23 protein-coding genes are annotated in these 24,417 nt (G+C 66.4%); 18 read left to right on the top strand and 5 right to left on the bottom strand.

From position 1 onward, the window contains the following. Positions 1–77: 77 nt before the first annotated feature. Positions 78–827, bottom strand: coding sequence for a thioesterase II family protein (locus ACODS4_RS13675; protein ID WP_488864481.1), 750 nt, complete (start codon positions 825–827; stop codon positions 78–80). 172 nt (positions 828–999) lie between these two features. On the opposite strand from ACODS4_RS13675, the gene ACODS4_RS13670 reads away from it, so the two are divergent. The 12 genes from ACODS4_RS13670 (at position 1,000) to ACODS4_RS13615 (ending at position 12,778) form a co-directional block, all read left to right on the top strand. Beyond that, positions 1,000–2,820, top strand: a complete 1,821-nt coding sequence (locus tag ACODS4_RS13670; protein ID WP_488864479.1) for a sensor histidine kinase — start codon at positions 1,000–1,002, stop codon at positions 2,818–2,820. Beyond that, positions 2,817–3,440, top strand: coding sequence for a response regulator transcription factor (locus tag ACODS4_RS13665; protein ID WP_488864477.1), 624 nt, complete (start codon positions 2,817–2,819; stop codon positions 3,438–3,440). Before ACODS4_RS13670 ends, ACODS4_RS13665 begins: the two co-directional genes overlap by 4 nt. 152 nt (positions 3,441–3,592) lie before the next feature. Further along, a complete protein-coding gene (soxC, locus tag ACODS4_RS13660; protein ID WP_488864476.1) occupies positions 3,593–5,014 on the top strand; it encodes a sulfite dehydrogenase in 1,422 nt (473 codons plus the stop codon). Continuing rightward, the gene (locus ACODS4_RS13655) at positions 4,998–6,047 is read left to right on the top strand and encodes a c-type cytochrome (protein WP_488864474.1); all 1,050 of its coding nucleotides are present in this window, start codon (positions 4,998–5,000) and stop codon (positions 6,045–6,047) included. The genes soxC and ACODS4_RS13655 overlap by 17 nt, the downstream gene beginning before the upstream one ends. Positions 6,048–6,071: 24 nt before the next feature. Continuing rightward, positions 6,072–6,530 (top strand): thiosulfate oxidation carrier protein SoxY, encoded by a 459-nt coding sequence (gene soxY, locus ACODS4_RS13650; protein ID WP_488864472.1) that lies wholly within the window; start codon positions 6,072–6,074, stop codon positions 6,528–6,530. Between the two features lie 24 nt (positions 6,531–6,554). Then, positions 6,555–6,866, top strand: a complete 312-nt coding sequence (gene soxZ / locus ACODS4_RS13645; protein WP_488864470.1) for a thiosulfate oxidation carrier complex protein SoxZ — start codon at positions 6,555–6,557, stop codon at positions 6,864–6,866. Between the two features lie 65 nt (positions 6,867–6,931). Next, a complete protein-coding gene (gene soxA / locus ACODS4_RS13640) occupies positions 6,932–7,744 on the top strand; it encodes a sulfur oxidation c-type cytochrome SoxA (RefSeq protein ID WP_488864468.1) in 813 nt (270 codons plus the stop codon). Positions 7,745–7,757: 13 nt separating this feature from the next. After that, on the top strand, positions 7,758–8,408 hold the full coding sequence (soxX, locus tag ACODS4_RS13635) for a sulfur oxidation c-type cytochrome SoxX (protein ID WP_488864467.1): 651 nt from the start codon (positions 7,758–7,760) through the stop codon (positions 8,406–8,408). Beyond that, the gene (soxB, locus tag ACODS4_RS13630; RefSeq protein ID WP_488864465.1) at positions 8,405–10,126 is read left to right on the top strand and encodes a thiosulfohydrolase SoxB; all 1,722 of its coding nucleotides are present in this window, start codon (positions 8,405–8,407) and stop codon (positions 10,124–10,126) included. The genes soxX and soxB overlap by 4 nt, the downstream gene beginning before the upstream one ends. 63 nt (positions 10,127–10,189) lie before the next feature. Further along, positions 10,190–10,630, top strand: coding sequence for a DsrE family protein (locus ACODS4_RS13625; protein WP_488864463.1), 441 nt, complete (start codon positions 10,190–10,192; stop codon positions 10,628–10,630). A gap of 13 nt (positions 10,631–10,643) precedes the next feature. After that, positions 10,644–11,750, top strand: coding sequence for a YeeE/YedE family protein (locus tag ACODS4_RS13620; protein ID WP_488864461.1), 1,107 nt, complete (start codon positions 10,644–10,646; stop codon positions 11,748–11,750). Between the two features lie 17 nt (positions 11,751–11,767). Next, positions 11,768–12,778: an MBL fold metallo-hydrolase gene (locus tag ACODS4_RS13615; protein ID WP_488864459.1), complete on the top strand. Its 1,011-nt coding sequence runs from the start codon at positions 11,768–11,770 to the stop codon at positions 12,776–12,778. 93 nt (positions 12,779–12,871) lie between these two features. Here the strand turns inward: ACODS4_RS13615 and ACODS4_RS13610 are convergent, their stop codons facing one another. Continuing rightward, positions 12,872–13,627, bottom strand: a complete 756-nt coding sequence (locus tag ACODS4_RS13610; protein ID WP_488864458.1) for an aldolase — start codon at positions 13,625–13,627, stop codon at positions 12,872–12,874. Between the two features lie 147 nt (positions 13,628–13,774). Next, positions 13,775–14,113, bottom strand: a complete 339-nt coding sequence (locus ACODS4_RS13605) for a hypothetical protein (protein WP_488864695.1) — start codon at positions 14,111–14,113, stop codon at positions 13,775–13,777. Here ACODS4_RS13605 and ACODS4_RS13600 point away from each other — a divergent pair. The 5 genes from ACODS4_RS13600 to ACODS4_RS13580 all read left to right on the top strand — a co-directional run bounded on the left by ACODS4_RS13600 (position 14,003) and on the right by ACODS4_RS13580 (position 22,367). Next, positions 14,003–14,815 (top strand): 2OG-Fe(II)-dependent halogenase WelO5 family protein, encoded by an 813-nt coding sequence (locus ACODS4_RS13600; protein ID WP_488864456.1) that lies wholly within the window; start codon positions 14,003–14,005, stop codon positions 14,813–14,815. The two genes, ACODS4_RS13605 and ACODS4_RS13600, sit on opposite strands and share 111 nt — an antisense overlap. Before the next feature lie 182 nt (positions 14,816–14,997). Next, entirely contained in the window at positions 14,998–19,353 is a 4,356-nt protein-coding gene (locus ACODS4_RS13595; protein WP_488864455.1) for an SDR family oxidoreductase, read from the top strand. Between the two features lie 42 nt (positions 19,354–19,395). Further along, the gene (locus ACODS4_RS13590; RefSeq protein ID WP_488864453.1) at positions 19,396–20,223 is read left to right on the top strand and encodes an SDR family oxidoreductase; all 828 of its coding nucleotides are present in this window, start codon (positions 19,396–19,398) and stop codon (positions 20,221–20,223) included. A 154-nt stretch (positions 20,224–20,377) separates the two neighbouring features. After that, on the top strand, positions 20,378–21,577 hold the full coding sequence (locus tag ACODS4_RS13585) for an MFS transporter (protein WP_488864451.1): 1,200 nt from the start codon (positions 20,378–20,380) through the stop codon (positions 21,575–21,577). Between the two features lie 25 nt (positions 21,578–21,602). Continuing rightward, positions 21,603–22,367, top strand: a complete 765-nt coding sequence (locus ACODS4_RS13580; RefSeq protein WP_488864449.1) for an SDR family oxidoreductase — start codon at positions 21,603–21,605, stop codon at positions 22,365–22,367. A gap of 43 nt (positions 22,368–22,410) precedes the next feature. Here the strand turns inward: ACODS4_RS13580 and ACODS4_RS13575 are convergent, their stop codons facing one another. Then, the gene (locus ACODS4_RS13575; protein WP_488864447.1) at positions 22,411–23,205 is read right to left on the bottom strand and encodes a helix-turn-helix transcriptional regulator; all 795 of its coding nucleotides are present in this window, start codon (positions 23,203–23,205) and stop codon (positions 22,411–22,413) included. Positions 23,206–23,582: 377 nt separating this feature from the next. On the opposite strand from ACODS4_RS13575, the gene ACODS4_RS13570 reads away from it, so the two are divergent. Next, positions 23,583–23,708: a hypothetical protein gene (locus ACODS4_RS13570; protein WP_488864445.1), complete on the top strand. Its 126-nt coding sequence runs from the start codon at positions 23,583–23,585 to the stop codon at positions 23,706–23,708. 2 nt (positions 23,709–23,710) lie between these two features. Here ACODS4_RS13570 and ACODS4_RS13565 read toward each other — a convergent pair whose 3' ends face one another. Further along, positions 23,711–24,346 (bottom strand): RraA family protein, encoded by a 636-nt coding sequence (locus tag ACODS4_RS13565; RefSeq protein ID WP_488864443.1) that lies wholly within the window; start codon positions 24,344–24,346, stop codon positions 23,711–23,713. Positions 24,347–24,417 lie beyond the last annotated feature (71 nt).

The raw sequence follows: 24,417 nt of genomic DNA, 5'->3' as shown, positions 1-24,417 counted from the left end.
CGCGGAATTAGAACACCGTATGCCCGCATGGATGGATCAAAAAGAACGTCACACGTCCGAGTGCGTGCTTTGCCCCATCAGGCGCAGCCGCCGATGGGCGGCGCGTCGGCGGTCAGCGCGGCGGCGAACGCCTCCGGTCGCTCCATCAGATAGAAATGCCCGCCGGGAAAGCGCCGTCGCTCGACCGGGCCGGTGGCGAGGCCCGCCCAACCGTCCATCTGCGCGGTCTGAAGATCGTCCTCGCCGCCGTACAGGGCCAATCGGCAAGGCAACGGCGGTTCCTCGCTCCATTCATAGGTTTCAAAGACCGCGAAGTCGGCCTTGAGGACGGGGAGGAACAACGCCATCAGCTCTGGCTCCGCGCGGATGACCGGGGGGATGCCGTCGTAGCGGCTGGTCAACTCTTTGACGAAAGAATCGTCGTCCAGCCGATGCAGGTTCAACTCCGGCGCCGGATAGTTGGGCGGACGGCGCCCCGACACGATCAGACGATGGGGCAGCGGCGCCCCCATCCGACGCAGGGCGCGGCACAATTCAAAGGCGACGAAAGCGCCCATGGAATGACCGAAAAGCGTGTAGGGGCGGTCGATGGATTCGGCGACGATGGGCGCCAGAGCCGCGATCAGCGCGGCGGATTGGGTGAAGGGCGGTTCCGACAACCGGGCGCCGTGCCCTGGCAATTGCACGCAAACCAACTCGATGCGCGGCGGCAACAGCCCGACGATGGGGCGAAAGATCGCCGGTCCGGCGCCGGCATGGGGCAAGGCGATGATCCGGCTGGCGGCGGCCTCGGCGACGCGATAGCGCAAAAGCCAATTGTCGTTCATCCGCCGGATCCGCTCGTCGTCGTTTGTCGCGTTTCCGCTCTACAAGAGATCACCACGCTTCGTCACGCGATTTCGCGGTCCTCGGATCTGCGACGCCGGGCGATCATTCAGCGGCAAAGACCACCGGCTTTGGGCTATGCTGACCGTTATGTTGAGAAGACTGATTGTTCTGATGGCGACATTGGCGTGGGCGGCGACCGCAAGGGCGGAGCCGGAAACCGTGCGCGTCGGCGTGCTCGCCTATCTGGGGTCGGAACGGGCGGCCCGCGACTGGGAGCCGACGCTCGCCCATTTGGAACGCTCGATCCCCGACCATCGTTTCGTCACGCTGCCGCTTGACCTGCCGGGCATGGTGCTGGCGGTCGCCGACCGGCGGGTTGATTTCGTCATCACCAATCCGGGCAACTACGTCACGCTGGAGGCGCGTTTCGCGGTGACGCGAATCGCCACGTTGGAATCCGGCTTGCCGGCCTTTCCCATCGCGGCGGTCGGCTCCACCATCATCCGTCGCGCCGACCGGCCCGAGATCCGCAGGCTCGCCGACCTCAAGGGCAAGCGGTTGGCGGTGGTCTCGACCGACGCGTTTGGCGGCTTTCAGATCGCTTGGCGCGAGATGGAGGAGGCCGGAGTCAACCCCTTCACGGATCTGGCCGCCCTGACGCCGGTCGGCTTCCCGATGGAAGGCGTGGTGGACGCGGTGCGCGACGGCGCCGCCGACGCCGGGGTGTTGCGCGCCTGCTTGCTGGAGGAGCTGGAAGCCCAGGGGCGGATCGCGCCCGGCGCCTTCGTCGTGGTTGGGGAGCGGCGGCCCGACGCGTCGCAAGCCGACGCGTCGCAAGCCGACGCGCCGCAAGCCGACGCGTCGCCCTGCCGGGCGTCGTCGCGGCTCTACCCTGACTGGCCATTCGCCCGGTTGGCGCACGCGCCGCGCGACCTTGCCCGGCAGGTGGCCGCCGCGCTGTTGACCATGCCGACGACCGACGGGCGGGCCTGGACCGCCTCGCTCGATTACACGACGGTGCATGAGCTGTTCCGCAAGCTGCACATCGGCCCCTACCCGAAAACCCCGCCGACGCTGGAGGAGATTTTGCGCCGGAACTGGCGTTGGTTGGCGTTGGCGGGCGCGGCGGCGCTGTGGTGGGTGATCCACGCCGCGCGGGTCGAGGTTCTGGTTCGCCGCCGCACCGCCGAATTGGTCCACGAAATCGCCGAGCGCGAGCGCGCCGAAGCCACGGCGTCGCGCCTGCGCGAGGAGCGTGACCAGCTCTCGCGGCTTGGCGTCGTCGGCGAAATGGCCAGCACCATCGCCCATGAGTTGAATCAACCGTTGGCGGCCATCGGCAATTTCGCTGGCGGCATGACCCGGTTGCTCGACGCGCCTGTTCCCGATCTCGAACGGTTGCGCGCCGGGGCGCGGTCGGTGGTTGAACAGGCCGAACGGGCCGCCGCGATCATCCAACGGACCCGTGGCTTCGTCAGCCGTCGCGGCGCCCAGCGTTCCACCCTGTCGATCAACGCCGTGGTGGAGGAAACGCTGTCGCTGTTCGGCGCGCCGTCCGACCTGCAACGCCCCATCGCCACCGAACTGGCGGCGGACTTGCCGCCGGTGCAGGCCGACAAGGTGGAGATGCAACAGGTGTTGTTGAACCTGTTGCAAAACGCCGTGGACGCGACGCCGTCCGCCGATGGCGGCGCCATCGCCGTGCGCACAGCCCTGTCTGACGGCATGGTGATGATCGAAGTGCGGGATTCCGGGTTGGGTGCGTCCGACGAGGCGAGAACGCGGATGTTTGAACCCTTCTTCACCACCAAACCGGGCGGTCTGGGGCTGGGGCTGTCGATCTGCCGCACCATCGTCGAACGGCACGGCGGGCGCATCTGGGCCGCGCCGTCCGCCCCCCATGGTCTGGCCGTCCGCTTCACCTTGCCGCCCTTCGCCGACCCATCCGCCAACACATCCGATGATTCGCCCATCGAGGAGACGCACGCATGACCGACGCCCCCTTGGTTCTGGTGGTGGACGACGACGAGGCGATTCGCGGGTCGGTCGGCTATCTGTTGGGGTCGGTCGGCATCGCCTGCGAAAGCTTCGCGTCCGCCGAGGCCTTTCTGGGGTCGCCCCATCTGCGTCCGCCGCTGCGTCCGGGCTGCGTCCTGCTGGACGTCCGCATGCCGGGCATGAGCGGGATCGAGCTGCTGCGCCATTTGAAGGAGAAGGGCTGCAAACGGCCGATCATCATGATTACCGGACATGGCGACGTGCCGCTGGCCGTCGCCGCGCTGAAGGGCGGGGCCGAGGATTTCATCGAGAAGCCTTGGAAGGACCAGACGCTGCTCGACGCGGTCAACGCGGCGATCCGGAAATGCCGTGACGTGTTGGCGCGCAGCGCCGGGCGCGAGGCGGTGGAGGCGCGTCTGGCCCAACTCAGCCGCCGCGAGCGGGAGGTGTTGACCCTCGTTCTCGACGGACGTCAGAACAAGGAGATCGCGACGGCGATGTCCATCTCCGTCAAGACTGTGGAAGGCCACCGTCAAATGGTGATGGAAAAGATGGCCGCCCGCTCCGTCGCCGAACTGGCGCGTCTGATGCTGGCCACCGGCGAACGGGCCTGAGGCTGGCGGTTCTGCGGCTTCCGCCGACCACGTCGGCAAGGGTTAACCCTGGGTCGGCGCCGGAATCCACCCGGTAGCGGCGATTGTTCGTCAGGCGTACTGTTTCGGCGGACAAGAAACCGGCGCCCCGCCGGACTGCAATCAGGACCGACATGACCACGTTGCGGCCAGACGGAGAGGCGACTCTCCGAACCGATCCGCTTGCCTCTGGCGCGGATGTTTCGTCCGGCCGGTTGCGGCGGGCGCCCGAAAATTTCCTGACGCCGGAGGAGATTCGGCAGGTTGGCCAGGGGCGGCGCGCGTTCCTGCGCGCCAGTTTTCTGAGCGCCGCCGCCGCGACCGTCGCGGCGGCGACAAGCGGTCGCGCCGCCGCCGCGTCAACCGCCGTCGGCGTCGGCGACCCCGACATTCTGAACCCGACTCCCTGGGGCAGCAGCCTGGGCCTGCCGGTGGCGGCCAACCCCTATGGCCTGCCGTCCAAGCACGAGCGCGGGTTGGCGCGGCGGCAAAGCCCCGGACTGACCCAGGTGGCCGCCGCCAGCGTGTCCTTCGCGCCCTTGCAGGGGCTGTTCGGCATCATCACGCCGTCCGGCCTGCATTTTGAGCGGCACCATCAGGGCTGGCAGGACATCGACCCGACCCGGCACCGCTTCATGATCGACGGCGCCCGACCGGAGTTTGTGAAGACGCCGAAAGTCTACACGATGGACGACATTCTGCGTCTGCCCCCGGTGTCGCGCATGCACTTCATCGAGTGCGGCGCCAACACGGGCATGGAGTGGGGCAACGTCGCGGTTCCGACCGTGCAGTACACCCATGGCATGCTGTCGTGCAGCGAGTTCACCGGCGTGCCGTTGCGCACGCTGCTGGAGGATTGCGGGGCCGACCTCAAGGCCGCGACATATGTGCTGGCCGAGGGCGGCGACGGATCGTCGATGACCCGCACCATCCCGATCGAGCTGGTGCTGTCCGGCGAGGTGCTGGTCGCCTATGGCCAGAATGGCGAGATGTTGCGGCCCGAAAACGGCTATCCATTGCGGCTCGTCGTGCCGGGCGTGCAAGGCGTCTCGTGGGTGAAGTGGCTGCGCCGGGTCGAGGTCGGCGACCGGCCTTACGCCACCAAGGACGAGGCGGTCCATTACATCGATTTGATGCCCGACGGCCAGCACCGGCAATACACCTCGATTCAGGAATGCAAATCGGTCATCACCACCCCGTCGGGCGGGCAAACGCTGGTGGACAAGGGCTATTTCACCATCAGCGGGCTGGCCTGGTCCGGGCGCGGCGCGGTCAAACGGGTGGACGTCTCCGTCGATGGCGGCGTCACCTGGGCCGAGGCGACGTTGCAAACGCCGGTCCTGTCCAAATGCCTGACCCGCTTCGTCCTGCCCTGGAATTGGGATGGAAAACCGGCGCTGCTGCAATCGCGCGCCACCGACGAAACGGGCTTCGTCCAGCCCGGTTACGGCCAACTGCGCGCGGCGCGCGGGTCGCGGTCGATCTACCACAACAACGCGATCCAGACGTGGCAGGTCGCCGAAAACGGGGACGTGAACAATGTCCAGATTCTGTAAAGCGGCGCTGCTCGGCTCCACGCTTGGCGTCCTGCTTGGCCTCGGCTTTGGCGGAACGGCGCTGGCCGATAATTTTCCCGGCGTCGGGCGTCCGGCTGCTCCGGCGGAGGTGAGGGCCTGGGACATCGACGTCGGCCCTGATTTCACCGGCCTGCCCACCGGCTCCGGCGGCGTGTCGCGCGGCATGGAGATTTGGGAGGCGAAATGCAGCGCTTGCCACGGCACTTTTGGTGAGAGCAACAGCGTCTTCAACCCGTTGATCGGCGGCACCACCGCCGAGGACGTCAAATCCGGCCATGTCGCCACCCTGAAGCGAACCGACTTCCCGGCGCGGACGACCTTCATGAAGGTCGCCACCGTGTCCACCCTTTACGACTACATCCGCCGGGCCATGCCGTGGAACGCGCCGAAATCGTTGAGCGACGACGACGTCTACGCCGTGCTCGCCTACATGCTGAACCTTGCGGAAATTGTGCCCGACGATTTCGTGCTGACCGACGCGACGATCCGCGACGTGCAGGCGCGGATGCCGAACCGCGACGGCATGACCACCGCGCACGCCCTGTGGCCCGGCCCCGGTCTGCCGGACGCGGCGGCCAAACCCGACACCGCCAACGTCGCCTGCATGACCAACTGCAAACCGTCGGTCCAACTGACCTCTCATCTGCCCGACCACGCCCTTGGCGCGCATGGCGACCTCGCCGCCCAAAACCGGATCTTCGGGCCGGTGCGCGGCCAACGCACCGGCCCGGACGAGGCGGCGACCGACAAACCCAATCCCGCCCTGACGCTGGCGGAGGAATCCGGTTGCCTGTCCTGCCACGCGGTGGACACGCGGATCGTCGGGCCAAGCTACAGCGAGATCGCCGCCCGTTATCGCGGCGGCGACAACGCCGCCGCGCTGGCGTCCAAAGTAAAGGCCGGTGGCGAGGGTGTTTGGGGCGCGGTGACGATGCCGCCGCAACCGGACCTGAAGGACGATCAGGTGAAGACCCTGGTCGCTTGGATCCTGGCGGGCGCGCCGACGAAATGACGTGATCGAAAGGGAACTCCAGACATGACGCAGAGAGTAATGGAACGACGCCAAATCCTGGCCTTCATGGGGACGCTGGCGGCGGCTGGGTTTGTCCTGCCCAAGATGGCCTTCGCCAATTGGGACAAGGTGGCCTTCGAGGCCAAGACGATGGACGAGGCGCTGAAGGCGCTGGGCGCCGGGACTCCCGCGACCAGCGGCGACGTCCAGATCGTCGCCTCCGACATCGCGGAAAACGGCGCGGTGGTGCCGATCCAGGCGATCAGCAAGCTGGCCAACACCGAACGCATCGCCATCCTGGTCGACAAGAATCCCAGCATGCTGGCGGCGTCCTTCGACCTGACGCCCGAGACGATCCCGGAGGTCACGGCGCGCATCAAGATGGGCCAGACCTCCAACGTCGTCGTTCTGGTCAAGGCGGACGGCAAATTCTACGCCGCATCCAAGGAAATCAAGGTGACGCTCGGCGGCTGCGGCGGCTGAACGAACCGGAAAAGGAGCATCAGCATGGGCAGCCCGATGAAGATCCGCGCCTCCGTCAAGGATGGCGTCACCGAGATCAAGGTCCTGATGGGCCATGAGATGGAAACCGGCCAGCGCAAGGACGCCAACGGCGCGGTCATCCCCGCCTGGTTCATCAACGAAGTGACCGCCAAGCTCGACGGCAAGACGGTGATGCAAGCGCAATGGGGGCCGTCGATCTCCAAGAATCCCTACCTCGCCTTCAAGGTGAAGGGCGGCAAGGCGGGCGACAAGGTGTCGATCACCTGGGTGGACAACAAGGGCGACACCCGCACCGACGAAGCCGCCGTGACCTGACGGAGTCTCGAACCGGAGGCGGGGGCGCGTCCGGCAGGCAAGAACAAGGACGGGAGGGAACAGGGATGGACCGCGCAAGCGTTGGAATCATGGCGTTCCTTGTGGCGTCGGCGGCGGCCGTGACGGTGGCCTACGCCCAGAAGGACAGGGCGCAGGACAGCATCGACGCCTATCGCGAGGCCTTGCAGGACGGCAACCCCGCCGAACTGTACGAAGCCAGCGGGGAAGAGCTGTGGAAGACGCCCGCCGGGCCAAAGGCGGCGTCGCTGGAGCGCTGCGACCTTGGCCTCGGCCCCGGCGTGGTCAAGGGGGCCTACGCCCAGCTTCCCCGCCATTTCGCGGACACCGACCGGGTTCAGGATCTGGAATCGCGCCTGCTGACCTGCATGCAGACCCTCCAGGGCAAGGATCCCAAGCCTTATATTGAAGCGTCCTTCACCGCCCCGCCGAAGGAGGAGATGAACGCGCTGGCCGCCTACATCTCCGGCCAATCCAAGGACGCGCCCATCGTGGTGACGCTCGCGCATCCCAAGGAACAGGCGATGTACGAGCTGGGCAAGCGGATGTTCAATTATCAGGGCGGCCCGTATGATTTCGCCTGCGCCACCTGCCATGGCCAGGAGGGCGCGCGCATCCGTCTTCAGGAACTGCCCTACATCCCCGGCGCCAAAGGGGCGGCGGCGGGGTGGGGCGGTTGGCCAGCCTACCGCGTCAGCGCCGGACAGATGTGGTCGATGCAATGGCGGCTGAACGACTGCTTCCGCCAGCAGCGTTTCCCCGAACCCGTCTACACCTCCGACGCGACCATCGCGCTGTCGATGTACATGGCGGCCACCGCCAAGGGGGCGACGATGAAGACGCCCGGAATCAAGCGCTGAGAGGGAGGCCGCCATGAAACATTTCGCGCTGCTCGCCGCCGCCCTGCTGGCGCTGGCTGGCCCGGCCCTGTCCCAAACGACGGGTTGGGGGCCGGGGGCCGACGACGCCGCCTTTTCCCGCATGCTGGCCGCCAGCTTCAAGGGCAAGGGCGTCGCCACGATCGACCGTTTGACCCAGGACGAGACGCAAGCCTTTTGCTCCAACCCCGAGGTCGCCGCCAGCCCCGCCGCCGCCGCCCAGCGCCAGCGGATCGAGGCCGCCAACATGGCGACGGTCAAATGGCCGTCCGATGGCCAATGGCTGGGCGACTGGAAACAGGGGGAGGCGCTGGCCCAGAGCGGGCGCGGCAACACCTGGTCCGACAAGCCGGACACCCCCAACGGCGGCAATTGCTACAACTGCCACCAGATCAGCCCGACCGAGATTTCCTATGGCACCATCGGCCCCAGCCTGACCCAGTACGGAACGCTGCGCGGGCAGGGGGAGGAGACGCTGAAGGCGGCCTGGGCCAAGATCTACAACGCCAAGGCCAGCAACGCCTGCTCCAACATGCCGCGCGCCGGTCACATGGGGATTCTGGGCGAGACGCAGATCAAGCATCTGATGGCTTTGCTGTTCGATCCCAAATCACCCGTCAACGCGCCGTCGGGGCCGACCCAATGAACCGCCGCGAGTTCCTCAACGTCTTGGCCGCCGCCAACGCCGCCGGTCTGCTGCTGCCCGCCGGGTTGGCGCGCGCCCAAACGGCGGCTGAGGCCGTCTACGACGCGCCAGCCTTCGGCAACGTCTCGCTGCTGCACATCACCGACTGCCACGCCCAGCTCAAACCGATTCATTTCCGGGAGCCGAGCGTCAATCTCGGGATCGCGGGCATGGCCGGACGGGCGCCGCATCTGGTGGGAACCTCGCTGCTGGAGCATTTCCACATCGCCCCCGGCAGCCGCGCGGCGCACGCCTTCGCCTTCCTTGATTTCGAGCGGCTGGCCGGTTTGTACGGCAAGGTCGGCGGCTTCGCCCATCTGGCGACGCTGGTCAAGCGGGTGCGGGCCAACCGTCCGGGCGCGCTGCTGCTGGACGGCGGCGACACCTGGCAGGGGTCGGGCACCGCGCTGTGGACGCAGGGACAGGACATGGTGGAGGCCGCCAAGCTGCTGGGCGTCGACGTCATGACCCTGCATTGGGAATGCACCTACGGCCAGGACCGGGTGCGCGAGGTCGCGGAAAAGGACTTCGCCGGTCACATCGAGATCGTCGCCCAGAACATCAAGAGCGCCGATTTCGGCGACGACGTGTTCAAGCCCTACACGATGCGCGCGGTGAACGGGGTCAAGGTGGCGGTGATCGGCCAAGCCTTCCCCTACACGCCGATCGCCAACCCGCGCTACATGGTGGCCGACTGGACCTTTGGCATCCGCGAAGAGGACATGCAAAAGACGGTTGACGCCGCCCGCGCCGCCGGGGCGGCGGTGGTCGTCGTGCTGTCGCACAACGGCATGGACGTGGATCTGAAGATGGCCTCGCGGGTCAGCGGCGTTGACGCGATCCTGGGCGGCCACACCCATGACGGCATGCCGGCGCCCAGCGTCGTCGCCAACCCCGGCGGCAAGACGCTGGTCACAAACGCCGGGTCCAACGGCAAGTTCCTTGGCGTGCTCGATCTGGAGGTCAGCGGCGGACGGGTCGCCGATTTCCGCTACCGCTTGATGCCGGTCTTCGCCGACCTGCTGCCCGCCGACCCGGAGATGGACGCGCTCATCACCCGCGTGCGCGCGCCCTACGAGGCGACATTGGGCGAGGTTTTGGCGGTGACGGACGCCACGCTGTACCGGCGCGGCAACTTCAACGGCAGCTTCGACCAGGTGATCCTCGACGCGCTGATGGCGGAGAAGGACGCGGAGATCGCTTTTTCGCCGGGTTTCCGCTGGGGAACGAGCCTGCTGCCCGGTCAACCAATCACCATGGAATCCCTGCTGGACCAGACCGCCATCACCTACCCCTATGTGACGCTCAGCAGCCTGTCCGGCGCGCAGATCAAGACGGTGCTGGAGGATGTCTGCGACAACCTGTTCAACCCCGACCCCTATTACCAGCAGGGCGGCGACATGGTGCGCGTCGGCGGCCTGTCCTACGCCTGCGATCCCACGGCGGCGGCGGGGCAACGCATTCAGGACATGACGCTGAACGGCAAAGCGCTGGAAGCGTCGAAAACCTACAAGGTCGCGGGCTGGGCGCCCGTCGCCGAAGAGGCCAAGACGGTGGGCGGCGAACCGATTTGGGATCTGGTCGCCCGCAACCTGCGCGCCCGCAAGATCATCGCGCCGCCCCGTCTCAATCTGCCGACGTTGAAGGGGGTGGACGGCAACCCCGGCCTTGCCGCCTGACGCGCGTCATCGCCAAACGCAGCCCCGAAAAACGCCGCCTGAACCAATGGAAAGACCGCCGCCATGAGCATCCGCCGCCGCCTCATCCCCCTGCTGTTGCCCGCGCTGTTGCTGTTCGGCGTGGCGGCGTCGGTCCCGGCGCTGGCCCAGGACAAGGTGGTCTACCACATCGATAACGCGGCGGAGCAGGGAACCAAAGCCCTGCGCAACATCCGCAACCATTTGGACGTCGCGCCGAAGACCGAGATCCACGTCGTCACCCACGCCGAAGGGGTGGATCTGTTGATGGAAGGCGCGCGCGACCAGAAGAACAACATCGATTACGGCCCGTTGATCTCCGACCTCAAGGGGCGCGGCGTCCGTTTCGAGGTGTGCGAGATCACCATGAAGCGGCGCAACCTGACCAAGGACCAGTTCGTGATGGAGGCGGAATTCACCCTGTCCGGCGTGGTCCGCATCACCGAACTGCAAACGCGCGAACATTACGCCTACATCAAACCCTGAAAAGGCTGACGCCATGGGCTTCGCCATCACCATCGACGGCCTGATGGAAGCGTTGGGCGAAGACCGCTTTCTGGCGCTGGGCGGTCTGTTGATCGGCGCGCTGTTCGGGGTTTTCGCCCAACGCTCCGGCTTTTGCCTGCGCGCCTCGACGTTGGAGGTCGCGCATGGTCGGCTGGGCGAACGGCTGGCGGTGTGGCTGCTCGCCTTCTCCACCGCCTTGATCGCCACGCAGGGGTTGATTCTGCTTGGCCTGTTCGACACCGGCGCCGTCCGCCAGCTCAACAACCCCGGCAGCCTGTCGGGCGCGGTGATCGGCGGCCTGATGTTCGGCTGCGGCATGACGTTGACCCGCGCCTGCGCCAGCCGCATGCTGGTTCTCGCGGCCACCGGCAATTTGCGGGCGCTGCTGTCGGGGCTGGTGTTCGCGGTGATGGCGCAAGCGGCGTTGCGCGGCGTCCTGTCGCCAGCGCGCGAGGCGGTCAATGGTTGGTGGACGGTCAGCGGCGCGCGGCGTGACCTGTTGGCGTTGGCGGGCGTCGGGCATGACGGGGCGTTGCTGTTCGCGTTGGTCTGGCTGGCCGCCGGCGCCGTGATCGCCCGGCGCAACCGCCTGTCGGGTTGGTTCTGGCTGGGGGCGGTGGGCGTCGGGCTGACCGTCGCCGCCGCGTGGTGGTTCACCTGGCGCAGCGCCGCCGCCGCCTTCGACCCTGTGCCGATCCATTCCCTGAGCTTCACCGCGCCGTCCGCCGATTTCCTGATGCTGGTGCTGTCGCCGCCGGGCGCGCGTTGGGGGTTCGACGCCGGGCTGATCCCCGGCGTGGCGCTGGGCGCCTTCCTGGCCGGGCTGGTCGGGCGCGGGCTGAAGCTGGAGGGCTTCAACGACGGCTCCACCATGCGGCGCCACATCATCGGCGGTTGCCTGATGGGGTTCGGCAGCGTCCTGGCGGGCGGTTGCGCGATTGGCGCGGGCGTGTCCGGGGCCTCGATCTTCGTGCTGACCGCGTGGCTCGTGCTGTGGTCGATGTGGATCGGCGCCGTGCTGACCGACCGGGTGATCGACCGACCGGCGCGCGTCCGTTCCGTTCCTGCCCCCGCCACCCCGCCGGTCGCGGCGCGATGATTGTCCGGGAGACTCGCATGTTTCATCCGTCACGCCGCCGCTTGCTCGCCGGTGGAGCCGCTCTTCTGGCCGCTTTGCCGGGATCGGAGGCGGTCCGCGCCTTCGCCGCCGGGGTCGAGGCCTTCGTCAAGGGGCCGCCGGTGGCGGATCGGCCGTTGGTTCAGGTCAGCCCGCATGTCTGGATCATACAGGCGCCGGACGGCTTTCCGACGCCCGAAAACCAAGGGATGATGGCGAACATCACCTTCGTCATCGGGCGCGAGGGCGTGATCGTCGTTGATTCCGGCGCCTCGCTCCAGATCGGCGAGATGGCCATCCGCATGCTGCGCGCCGTTACGAAAAAGCCGGTGGTCGGCGTCGTCAACACGCATTACCACGGCGATCATTGGCTGGGGAACCACGCCTTCGCCGAGGCGTTCGGCGAGGATTTGCCGCGCTACGCCTTGCCCGCGACGCGCGCGGCGATTTTGGGGGTGGAAGGCGGCGCTTGGCGGAGCGCCATGGTGAAATGGACGGCCCAGGCCTCCGTCGGCACCCGGATCGTCGCCCCCAACCGCGACGCCGCCCATGGCGACGAGCTGTCGCTTGGCGACGTCCGGCTGCGGTTGCACCATTACGGGCGCGCCCACACGCCATCCGATCTGTCGGTCGCGGTGGTCGAGGATGGGGTCATGTGCGTCGGCGACGTGATGATGGACCGGCGCATCGCCAACATGGACGACGGCTCTTACCTTGGAACCTTCGAGACCATGGACCGGCTGCGCACCGACAGCGACACCCGCATCTGGCTGCCAGCCCATGGCGAACCCGGCCCCGGCGTGCCCGCTTGGCAGCGCGCCCTGTTTGAAGGCATTTATGAACCCTGCGCCGCCGCCGTGAAGGCCGGACGTTCCATCGAGGAGGCGAAGGCGGTGGCGCTCGCCGATCCGCGCGTCGCGTCCCGCGCCGCCGAGACCAAGGGGTGGGACAACAACATCGGCAAATACATCAGCCTCGCCTATCTGGAGGCTGAACAGGCCGATTTCTGAGGCGAACAGGCCTCCTTGCGGTTGGATTTTCCTCCGCTCCGCGTCAATTCCGCCGTCCGGAAGTCATCCGGAAGCCGTCCGCGCGACGGGTCGTCAGGCGTCGAAATCCGGCGCTTCGGCTTTCAGCATGCGCTTCAACGCCTCGAAATGAGCGGAACCATAGAGGCGCGCGTCCTGGTCGAACTGGACGCGGGTCCGCTTGGCCACATCCTCTGGGATCGCCCGCAGGGGACGCCCCGTGGACAGGGCGAGCAGATGAACCTGACAGGCGCGCTCCAGATAATAGAGGGCGTCAAAGGCCTCGGCGACCGACGGTCCGGTGACGATCACCCCATGGTTCGCCATGAACAGGATGCGCGCCTCCCCCATGGCGGCGGCCAGCCGGTCGCCTTCGCCCGCGTCCAGGGCCAGCCCGTTGTAATGATCGTCATAGGCGATCGCCCCGTAAAAACGCAGCGCGCTCTGATGCGACGGCTCCAACCGGCCGCCGTCGATCATGGTCAACGCCGTGGCGTGGGGCATGTGCGTGTGCAGCACCGCCACCGCGTCCGGTCGGTGGCGGTGCAGGCGGGAATGAATGTGGAAGGCGGTCGCTTCAACCTCCCCCGTTCCGTCGATCACGGCGCCGCCGTCGTCCAACAACAGAAGGTCGCCGGGGCGCATTTCCGCCCAATGGCGACCGAACGGGTTGATGAGGCAATGACCGCCGCCGCCCGGCGGCATGACGCTGAAATGATTGCAAATGCCCTCGCCAAACCCAAAACGGAACGCCCATCGCAGGGCTGCGGCCAGATCGACGCGGGCGTTCAACAGCGTGTCGGTTCGAGATTCGGCTGCTTGTGGGACCACGGACATCCTCCCCGGCGGTGTGACTCCCAAATCCATAGAGGTCGCACAAAGATGAAGTCAACAAAATATAGATTGCACACGATAGAAATCACAATATATAACTTACGACGTAAGTCTAATTTACGTCATACACCTTATAAATAGAGGTCATAATCCGGAACCATTGAATTGCGCTCTATTGTATTCTTTGTTTTCGTTGATGAATAAATTTTCAAATTCGCATGATTTAAATATTCGATCAACTGCAAGGGTCTTCAGGTGCGCCGACCATCCGTTTTGCTGAAAGTGCGTCACCGCATCGAATGGCGGCCTTGAAACCGGATGGACCGGCAGGGCGTCGGCGGTGCGGCAACCGCATTTCTGGGAGACATCGTGATGAATGCCGTGTCGGCGCAGCGCCCCGTCGAGGAAACCAACCTGGTTGCTCACGAACTGACCACCGAAACCTTGTTGCAACTCGCCAGCCGGGAAATCGGCGCGATTCATGTCCGGAATTTCTATCCCGAGGACATTTCGGCCCGCTTTTCTGAAAAGGCGATGAATCACCCGGCTCTGGGCCACTATCACAAGAAATACACCAGCAGCGTCGGCCGGGTGTACATGCCGCACATCGACACGAAATGGAAGGCGGAGGAGATCGACAAGTATCACAACGCCGCTCTCCCCTCGATCAACGACGTCCGCGCCATGTATTTTCCGCTTCTGTCGCCTGTGGATTATGTGCGGCTGCTGCTGCAAGAGCTGTGGCCGACGGGGGCCAACCTGCTGCGCCTGCATGGCCGCACTTGCTTCGTCGGCGCGTTCCGCGTCTTTCAGCCGACGACGTCGGAGTTCTACCCCCACAACGACCAGATCGACCAAGAAACCGACGCGCCCGAAATCGCCGCGTTCATCAATCAATTGGTCGCCAACATCTATTTGAAGGTTCCCGAGGTCGGCGGCGATCTTCAGCTTTGGCTGCGCGAGCCGACGGCGTCGGAAAAGCAGACCATCCTTGACGTCGAGGGCCTTGACCCCGCGTCGATTGAACCGCCGCGCGTCGTTCTGCATCCCGAGGTGGGCGACCTCATCATCTTCAGTTCGCGGATGCTGCACGGCGTCACCTCTTGCAAGGACACGCACCGCGTCGGCATGGCCGCCTTCATCGGTTGCCCGACGCCGGACAAGCCGCTCGCGTTCTGGAGCTGACCGCCACGGTCACGCCGCCTGCGCCCGGTCGGACGACCCCCGACGGCGCAGGCGGGTTCTCCCCCCTGCGATCCGGGCTGGCCTCCCAACCGCCCTGAATCCCGTGAAGCCGTCAGCGCGTCCCGCCCCTCTCCCACGCTGGGGATGGCGGGACGCGCGCCGCCGATCTCAAGAGGACTGGAATGCTGCTTGATCGAATCGGTCATTTCGCGCACGAAACGCCCGACCGCGTCGCGATTGTGGCGGGCGACGAACATGTCTCCTACCGTGATCTGTGGTTCCGCGCCGGTCTTTTGACCGAAGGCCTGCGCCGCAGCGGAATCGCTCGCGGCGACCTGGTGGCCGTGCATCTTCCCCGTTCGGCCAATCTGCTGATCGCCCTGGTCGGGGTGATGCGCTGCGGCGGCGCCTACACCGTCGTGGAGGAGGACGGCAACCCCGACGAACATCGGCGTCGGCTTGGCGCCATTGGGGCCGCCCAGGTGATCGCGAACGGCCCCACCGCGCGCCGACTGCGCGAGGCGGGGATCGCCGCCGTCGCCTTCGAGCCTCTGGAAAGCGGCCCCGCGACCGAGGCGGAGCGGTTGGAGCCGCTTGACCCATCCGATCCGGCCTATGTGCTGTTCACCTCCGGCTCGACCGGCGCGCCGAAGGGGGTGCTGGTCAACCATGGCAACATCGCCCATTACGCCACGTCGCTGATCGCGCGTCTGGAGATCGCCGACGCGCTGCGCTACGCCCATGTCAGCACGCTGGCCGCCGATCTTGGCAACACCTGCCTGTTTTTGTCCTTGTGGACCGGCGGAACGCTGCATCTGCTGGATTCGGATCTGCGCCGCGACCCGGCGGGGATGCTCGGCTATCTGGTCGATCATCAGATCGAATTTCTGAAAATCACGCCGTCGCACTGGAAGGCGATGTTCCAGCTTGCCGACCGCAAACGTCCGGCCCTGCGCTTTCTCGTGCTGGGCGGCGAATTGTTGACCATTCCCTTCGCCACGCACATCTGGCGGGCCGCCGTCACGCAAGTTCTCGTCAATCATTACGGCCCGACCGAAACGACGGTTGGCGTCACCTGCCACGTCATCCGCAGCGAACAGGATCTGTTGCGTCTGACCGCCGCGTCGGTTCCCATCGGCGCGCCCTTTGGCCAGACCCGCCTGTTGGCGCGCGACGAGGACGGCGCGTTTTGGGACCGCGACGTCGTGGGGGAGCTGTTCATCGGCGGCCCGTCTGTCGGCCCCGGTTATTTTCGCGACGCGGCGTCCACCGCCGCCAGCTTTGTGTCCGACGTCGAAGGGGACATGCGCTTTTACCGGACCGGCGATTTCGTGCGGATCGACGCGGCGGGAATTGTCGAGTTTCGTGGCCGGATCGACCGTCAAGTCAAGGTCAACGGCTACCGCGTGGAGCTTGAGCATGTGGAAACCGCGATGCGCGGCGTCGCGGGCATCGAGGAAGCCGCCGCTTATTTCCTGATCGTCGATGGTCGCGGGCAATTGATCGCGGCGGCGCGAACCGCCGATGGGCGGGTCGGAACGCTCGACTCGTTGAAACCGGCGCTCGCCGCCGTCATGCCCGCCCACATGATCCCATCCCGGCTGTTCGGCTTCGACGCCTTTCCGCTGAACGCCAACGGCAAGACCGACCGCAAGGCGCTTCAGCCGAAGGTGGAGGCGGCGTTGGCCGCGCTTTGCGGCGCTGACGGGGATGAGGAGGGCGACGGAAATCTCGACGATCCGCAGGACGCGGAATTGCGGGCGATCTGGCGCAAGCATCTGGGCCATGGACGCTTTGGCCGAACCGACAGCTTCTTTGACGTTGGCGGCGATTCCGTCAGCGCGATCCAAGTGATTTCGGATCTCCAGATCACAGGCCGCGCGATTTCCGCCGCCGCCTTTCTGGCGAACCCGACCTTGGCCGGGTTGGCCAACGCGCTCAGCGCCCCCGCCGCGTTGGACGAGCCGAACGCCCGACCCTCCCGCCAGGGCGGCGACCGTTTTTCCCCGGCGCAACGGGATTTCCTGTCGGCGGGCCTCACCGATCCAGATTATTGGAATCAGGCGATCTTGCTGGCGACCGACCGTCCGGCGCAGGCCGACCGGCTGAAACAGGCGCTGGCCCGGCTGGTGGAGATTCATCCGCTGCTGCGCACCGCCTACCGACGGGCCGACGATGGCGGCTGGAGCGCGCATCTGGCGACGATCACCGGCGACCGCATCCTGTCCCACTCCCGCATCGATCCCGGCATGGATGAGGCGGCGGAAATCAGCCGGGTGGCGCATGGGCTGCATCGCGCCATCGATTTGGCCAGCGGCGCGGTGTTTCGCGCCCATCTGTTTGAAGGGGAGCAAGGGCGAAGCCACCTGCTGCTGGTCTGCCATCATATGTCGATCGACGCGGTGTCGTGGCGCATTGTGCTGGACGATCTCGACCGCATCCACGCCGCGCTGGCGAACGGGCAAGAGCCGACGATTCCCCTTGGCCGTCACGGCTTCTGGGACTGGGTGGACCATATGGCGGAGTCGGTCGAGCAACTGCGCCCCGACCTGTCCGCCTGGGACGCGGTCGCCAAGAACAGGGCGGAGGAGGATCGGCCCGAAAATGTGGAGGGCGCCGCCCGCACGGTCTGGCTCGCCTTCACCCGCGCGGAAACCGCCCGCCTGCACGACGCCGCCGGGTCGCGGCTGCACGCCGCCCTGCTCGCGGCCTTCGCCCAAGCCTACGGCCCCCAAGCCCACAGCCCCCAAACTTACAGTCCAATGGCGGACGATGGAGCGGGGCGCGACGTCGATCACCTGACCGTCGATGTGGAAAGCCACGGTCGGCTGTCCTTCGACGAACGGCTCGACCCCTCGCGCATGGTTGGCTGGTTCACCTCGACCTTTCCGGTCTCGTTGCCGGTCCATCGGCGCGATCCGGCGGCCACGCGGCAGGCGGTGGAGGCGGTCTTCGCCAACACGCCGCATCTCGGCGTGGCCTATGGGCTGGCCGGGGCGGATCGATCGCGACGGTCGCGCGTCTGCTACAATTATCTGGGCGACTTCCGTTTCGCCGGGGAATCCCTGGGCCTGACGCCGTCCCGTTATGCGCCCGGACCGGCGCGCGGCGGAGCCAACAACCGCCTTTACGACCTGAAGCTGACCGCCCGCACGATCGATGGGCATCTGGTCGCCGACCTGTCTTTCTCGCCAACGCGCGAGAACGAGGGGGAGATGATCGCCCTGATGCGCGCCATCCGCCAAAACCTGCTGGCTCAGGTCGGGGTGGCGGACGAGCCGCCGGGCGCTGGGCGGCTTCTGGTCGAACCAGGGTCCAGCACCGGGCTGTTGACCTACGTGCCGACGGCGCTGGCGCTGGAGCCGCCCGTTCCGACGCGACGGACCTACCACGACATCCTTCTGACCGGCGCCACCGGCTTCGTTGGGTGCCATGTCCTGCACGCGCTGTTGGCGCGGACCGACGCGCGGATCCATTGCCTTGTGCGCGCCAGCGGCGGCGAGTCTCCGCGCCACCGTTTGGAAAGCGTCTATGACGGCTATTTCCCCGACGCGCCGCTCGCCGACCATCGCGACCGGGTGATTGTGCTGCAAGGAGACGTCAGCGCCCCGAGGCTTGGCCTGACGGAGACCGAGTTCGCGACGCTGGAAAGCGGGCTGGACGCCATTTACCATTTCGCCGCCGACACCCGCCTGTTCGGCGACGCCGCCCTGTTCGAGGCGCAAAACATCCGCCCGGTGCGCAGCTTGATCGCGCTCGCCAGCAGCGGACGGCCCAAGCATCTGCACTGTATGTCAACGTTGGCGGTGGCCGGCGTGAACGAAGGAGCGGAGCCGGTCACGTTCACCGAAGACGCGCTGGACATCGGACAGCGCTTCCAGAACGAATATGAGCGGACCAAATTCCAAGCCGAGCGGTTGGTCCGCTCCTTCATGCTCAAGGGCGGCGTCGGCTTTGTTTACCGATCCGGCAACGTGTCGGGCCATTCCCGCACCGGCGCGTTTCAGCGCAACCCCGGCGACAACCGTTTCGTTCAATTCCTGTCGGCGGTGGCGCGGCTGGGGGCCTTGCCGACGCGGGTGGACGAGCGCATCGCTCTCAGCCCGGTCGATGTCGTCGCCGCCGGAATCGTCGATGTGTCGCTCAACCCCGACCTGCCCGGCGGCGTCTTCCACGTCGACAGCGAGCATGAGATCGCCTACGCCGACATCTTCGCGGCGTTGCGCGGCTTGGGCTTCCCGTTGGAGCCGACCGACGCGCCGGACTTCGCCAGCCTGTTCGAGCGGGCGGCGCGGCATCGCGATCCCGCTTTGGCCATCGCCCTGTTTTGGGCGCGTCGTCAACCCCGGAACATCCGCTACGACCACCGCCGGACGCTTGACCGGCTGGCGCGCGCCAACATCCGATTCGATCCGCCGACCACCGATTGGTTGGTCCGTTTCCTGCGCCGTCTGGTCGCCGCGAACGCGCTGCCGCCCGTTCCCATCGGGCGCAAGGACGCCGCGTTCCGGCGCGAACACGCCGATTTGCGGGCCTGACCCGCCGTGCGGACAACATCCCTTTACGATTGCGAGAACGACATGGGACACAGCGAACACGCCGCCGCCAATCAGGCCGCCGCCAACCGCAAGGCCGCCAACCGGATTGGCGTCGTGACCGGGGCCACGTCCGGCATCGGGGCCGCCGTGACCCGTCGGCTGGTGGAGGACGGCGCCCGCGTCGTCGCCAATGGCCGCCGCCAGCCGAGACTGACCGTGCTGGAGGCCCTCTGGCCCGGCCCGCAACGTCCGGTGCTGGGGGTCGTCGGCGACGCGACCGACGCCGGACTGATCGACCGTTTGTTCGACGCGGCGCGCGGCGCCTGGGACCGACAGCCCGACCTGTTCGTGCTGTGCGCCGGTCACGGGTTGCCGGGAACCCTGCTGCGCTCCGACCCCGCGAAATGGGCGGAGTTGTTCGAGGTCAATTGCCTTGCCGCCCTGCGGCAGTTGCGCGCCTGCGCCGAGCGCTTCGTCGCCGCCGCGCAAGACGGCGAGCGTGAGGGCGGGCGGGAGGACGCGAGAGTCCGCGACATCGTGGTGATCGGATCGACCATTGGCCGACAGGTTTCGGCGTTCAACCCGGTCTACGGCGCCACCAAATTCGCCCTGCATTCCGTGGTGGAGGCTCTGCGACAGGAGATCTGCCAGCACGGCGTCCGCGTGACCTTGATCGAACCGGGATTCGTGAAATCGGAGTTCCAGGCGGTCGCCGGGTATGATCCCGACTGGTTTCGCGGGCTTGAGGCCGACCAGGGACCCTTTCTCGATCCGGCGGACGTCGCCGCCGCCATCGGCTTTGTGGTGGGGCAACCGGCCCATGTTCATCTGGACGACATCCGCATACGCCCCACGCGCCAGAAGGTTTGATGACCGAACGGACGACTTGACTCTCCCTTTGGCTGCGCCATCATCCTGGAAAAACAGTCACCGGATGCATATGCCGCCACTCAGCATCCAGAAAATCGTGGGCAATCGGCTGTGAAACCGCAGCCGTTGGAAATCATGGGGGATGTCCAAGATCATGCGTTGGTTCATTTTGGCCATTTTGTTCGTCGCGCGAACCTGCATGGCGCTGGAGTTTCAAATCCTGGGGGCGCTGATTCCCTACGCCAGAGCGGATCTCGGGGTCGATTACGCGGCGTTGGGGCAGTTGATGGGGCTGTTCATGCTGCCGGGCATCCTGTTGGCGCTGCCCGCCGGGGTGCTCGCCAGCCGCTTTGGGCTGAAAGGGTTGGCGGTGTTCAGCCTGCTGTTGCTGGCGGCTGGCAGCCTTGTCTTTTCGCTCAGCCACGATCACACGACCGCCATGATCGGCCGCTTGGTCGGCGGGGCGGGCAACGCCTTGTTGAGCGTTCTGGTGTCCGCCATGGTGGCCGAATGGTTTCGCGACAAGGAGCTGTCCACCGCGCTGGCCATCGTCTTCATCAGTTGGCAATTCGGGCTGGCGACCGCCCTGGCCCTGTTCCCGGCCATCGCCGAAGCGGCGTCCTGGCGTTGGTCCTTCCACCTGACCACCTTCATCTGTCTGGTGGTCGCCATGCTGGTGGCGATGACCTATCGCTCCCCCGTCGGCGCCTTGGCGCCCCGCCGGGAGATGCCGAACCTGCGGCGGATCCTGCAACGTCAGAGCATCCTTCCCACCATCGCCGGGGTGATCTGGGCCTCTTACAACGTCGGGCAGGTCATTTTCCTGACCTACGCGCCCGGCCTGCTGGTTTCGACCGGGGGGCTGTCGACCGGCGAGGCGTCGCGCACCGTCAGCGTCGCCATGTGGGTCGCCATGCTCAGCATGCCGCTGGGCGGCATCGTCACGGATCGGAGCGGACGGCCGATGCTGCCGGTCATCGTCGGTTCGTTGGGGGCTGCGGCTTCGGGGTTGGCCTTCGCCATGGGGGCGAACCCGGTGGCGAGCTGCATCCTCACCGGCCTTTTCCTTGGCCTGCCTGCGGGCGGCATCCTGGCCATGCCCGCCCGCGCCGCCGCGCCGTCGGACGTCGCTTGGTCGCTTGGTTGGTTTATGACCGTCTTCTACATCCTGGTGACGCTGTTCCAGATGCTGGCGGGTTTTGTCCGCGACGCGACGGGCAGCGATTTCACCACGGTGGCGATGGGCTGCGGTTTGCTGGCCGTCGCCGCCATCGGGCTTGTTCCTTATGAACTGACCCGCCGCGCCTTGCTGCGCGCGCCCTCCCCCCTCGCCCAAGCGGCGGCAAGCCGCTGAGCGACCTTCCAGGAGATCCCACGCCATGAGCGTTTTGCAAGCCGCCCCCAAACGCGCGGTGATCGTCACCGGGGCCGGTCGCGGCATCGGCGCGGCCACCGCCCGCGCTCTGGCGGCGGATGGCTGGCCGGTGGTCGTCAACGACGTGACGGAGGAGGACGCCGAGGTCGTCGCCGCCGACATCCGCGCCGCCAACGGCGCCGCCGCCGCCGTCGTCGCCGATCTGGCGGAGGAGGCCGACATCCTGCGCCTGTTCGACGACGCGACCCGTCAGATGGGTCCACTCGGCGGGCTGGTCAACAACGCCGGAATCACCGGCGGCTTCCGGCGGCTTCAGGATCTGGACGGCGACACCTTGTCCCGCGTGCTGCGGATCAACGTCTGGAGCGCCATGCTGTGCGCCCGCGAAGCCGTCCTTCGCCTGTCCCAGCGGCGGGGCGGGGCGGGCGGCGTGATCGTCAATCTGTCCTCCATCGCCGCGACGCTGGGCGGCGGCGGGGAATGGATCCATTACGCCGTCACCAAGGGCGCCATCAACAGTCTGACGGTCGGGCTGGCCCGCGAAACGGCGCGGGAAGGCGTCCGGGTCAACGCGGTCGCCCCCGGCCTGATCGACACGCCGCTGCACGCGGCGGCGGGCGATCCCGGACGGGTGGAGCGGTTGGCGGACGGCGTCCCGATGGGGCGCCCCGGCACGGCGGAGGAGGTCGCGGCGGGCGTCGTCTGGCTGTTCTCCCCCGCCGCCGCCTATGTGACGGGGGCGGTTCTGCCCATTGGCGGCGGTCGCTGAGCGGCGGCGGCATTGATCGTTCAACCGGCGGAAATCGCCCAGATCACCGCGATTTTGGCGGGGGTTCCAGCCTCGTTCTGACCGATGGCGCGGCGGGTTGGTCAAGGCGGATCTCCCGCTCCAACAGGTCGTCCGGAAAGCGGGCGGCGTGACCGTTCAGAAGCGCTTTTCCGATGGCTTGGCTGCGGTTGCGGCAGTCCATCTTTCGCAGAATGTTCCCGACGTGAAAGTCCGTCGTTCTTTCGGTGATCCCGAGAATCTTGCCGATTTCCCATGATGTTTTTCCCTGGATCATCCATGTCAGACACTCGCGTTCCCGCTCTGACAGAAGGCGGGTCGCGTCCGCCGCCGGAGCGGTCAGGCAGGTGTAGACGTAGGGCGACATGACCTGAAGCAGACACAGAATCCGCTCGATGTCCCGATCATGCAGACGTCCATGGCGGACTGTGAAGCACAGCACGGCCTTGCCGCCGTCTCCGCCATGAATCCCCAGCATGCCCCCGTCGGACAGGAGAATGTCGCCGCCGCCCGCCAGGGGAAGATTCGTCGCCGGAACCGGTAGGACCAGATCCGGCATGGCGCTCCACACCAGCGGGCGAGCATCCTCCAACGCGCGGTGAAGCAGGCCGACGCCCTTGCAATGACCGCGTGAAGCTTGCGGTTCGTCGTCACGGACGTTCGACAGAATATAATTGGCGAAGCGATTGGACGCCTGTGGCACGCAGGCCAGATGGATGAAATGGTCCAAGCCCAGCTCGCGGCACAGGTCGGTTGAGAGTTGATGGACGTCCTGGAGCGTCCGAACCGCCCGGAACTTTAAAATCCATTTGCCCGGCATGCCATTCCTTTTAAAATAATTTTTCATTCAAACCATTGCGACGGGAAAGCGCCATCGATTATTCTCAAATAGATCTAAGTTAATATTCAGTCAACAAATAGAATTTCATATTACAATTGTTATAAAATACATACTGGTGAAATCAAAAAAGAATTTCATATGAAATTATATCCACGAATGTTGAGATATTAACTGATATATCAAATAAATTTGCAAATTCGTCAGCGGCGTGGTGTTGGATGATTTGGTAAATCCGGTGGCGACAAGCTATGAATCGGCATGAGGACGTGTCCGCCGATGGGGTGTGATGGCGTGCTTGGGGCCGGGGCGGCGCTGAAAAAAGCAGGGCGGCGCGCCACGGACCATGGTGATGGAGCATGGTGACGGACCGGTTGAATGGCCGCGCCATTGTCAAGCGCGCCGTCATGCCGGAGATGGAGCGCCATCCAGGCGAAGGGGCGACGGTCGGACTGAAAATTCCCGCCAGCCGACTCGGTGGCTGAGCCTACTTCGCGTAAGCGCCGACGTAACGCCCGTCGCGGATGCTGGCGAGGATCTCCGCCTCACGCTGTTCCTGCGCTTTGACCGCCTGCAACAGATCGGCGGCGATGGTCGGCGGAAAGGCGACCACGCCGTCATCGTCGCCGACGACGATGTCGCCCGGCTGCACCACCATTCCGCCCACCGTGACCGGCACGTTGATCGCGCCGGGGCCGTCCTTGTAGGGGCCGAGATGGTTGACGCCACGGGCGAAGCAGGGGAAATCCCCGGCGCGGATCGTCGCGACGTCGCGGATGGCGCCGTCGATGACGACGCCCGCCGCGCCGCGCGACTGGGCGATGGCGCAAATGATCTCGCCGATCAGCGCGCGCGACAGGTCGCCGCCGCCGTCCACCACCAACACATGCCCCGGCTGCGCCAGATCCAACGCCTTGTGGATCGCCAGATTGTCGCCCGGTCGGGTCTTGATCGTCAGCGCCGTGCCGATCATCCCCCCGCCTTTGTGCTGGGGCAGCAGGCCGCCCGCGCCCGGCAGGCGGTGCAGATTGTCGCTGATGATCGCCGCCGCCGCGCCGCGAAAGGCGTCGATGATGGCGGGATCCGCCAGCGGCGGGCAGGGATGGACAAGGGTGGTCGGCATTCCTGGCTCCTCACGACGCGCCTGGGGATGCCGCCAGCCTAGCGCGGCGGGCGCGTCGCGGAAAACGATTA

It is taken from the genome of Azospirillum sp. FG154, assembly GCF_057809575.1.
Note: the sequence above shows the minus strand (reverse complement) of the source record. Positions and strands in the feature narration are given on the sequence as shown.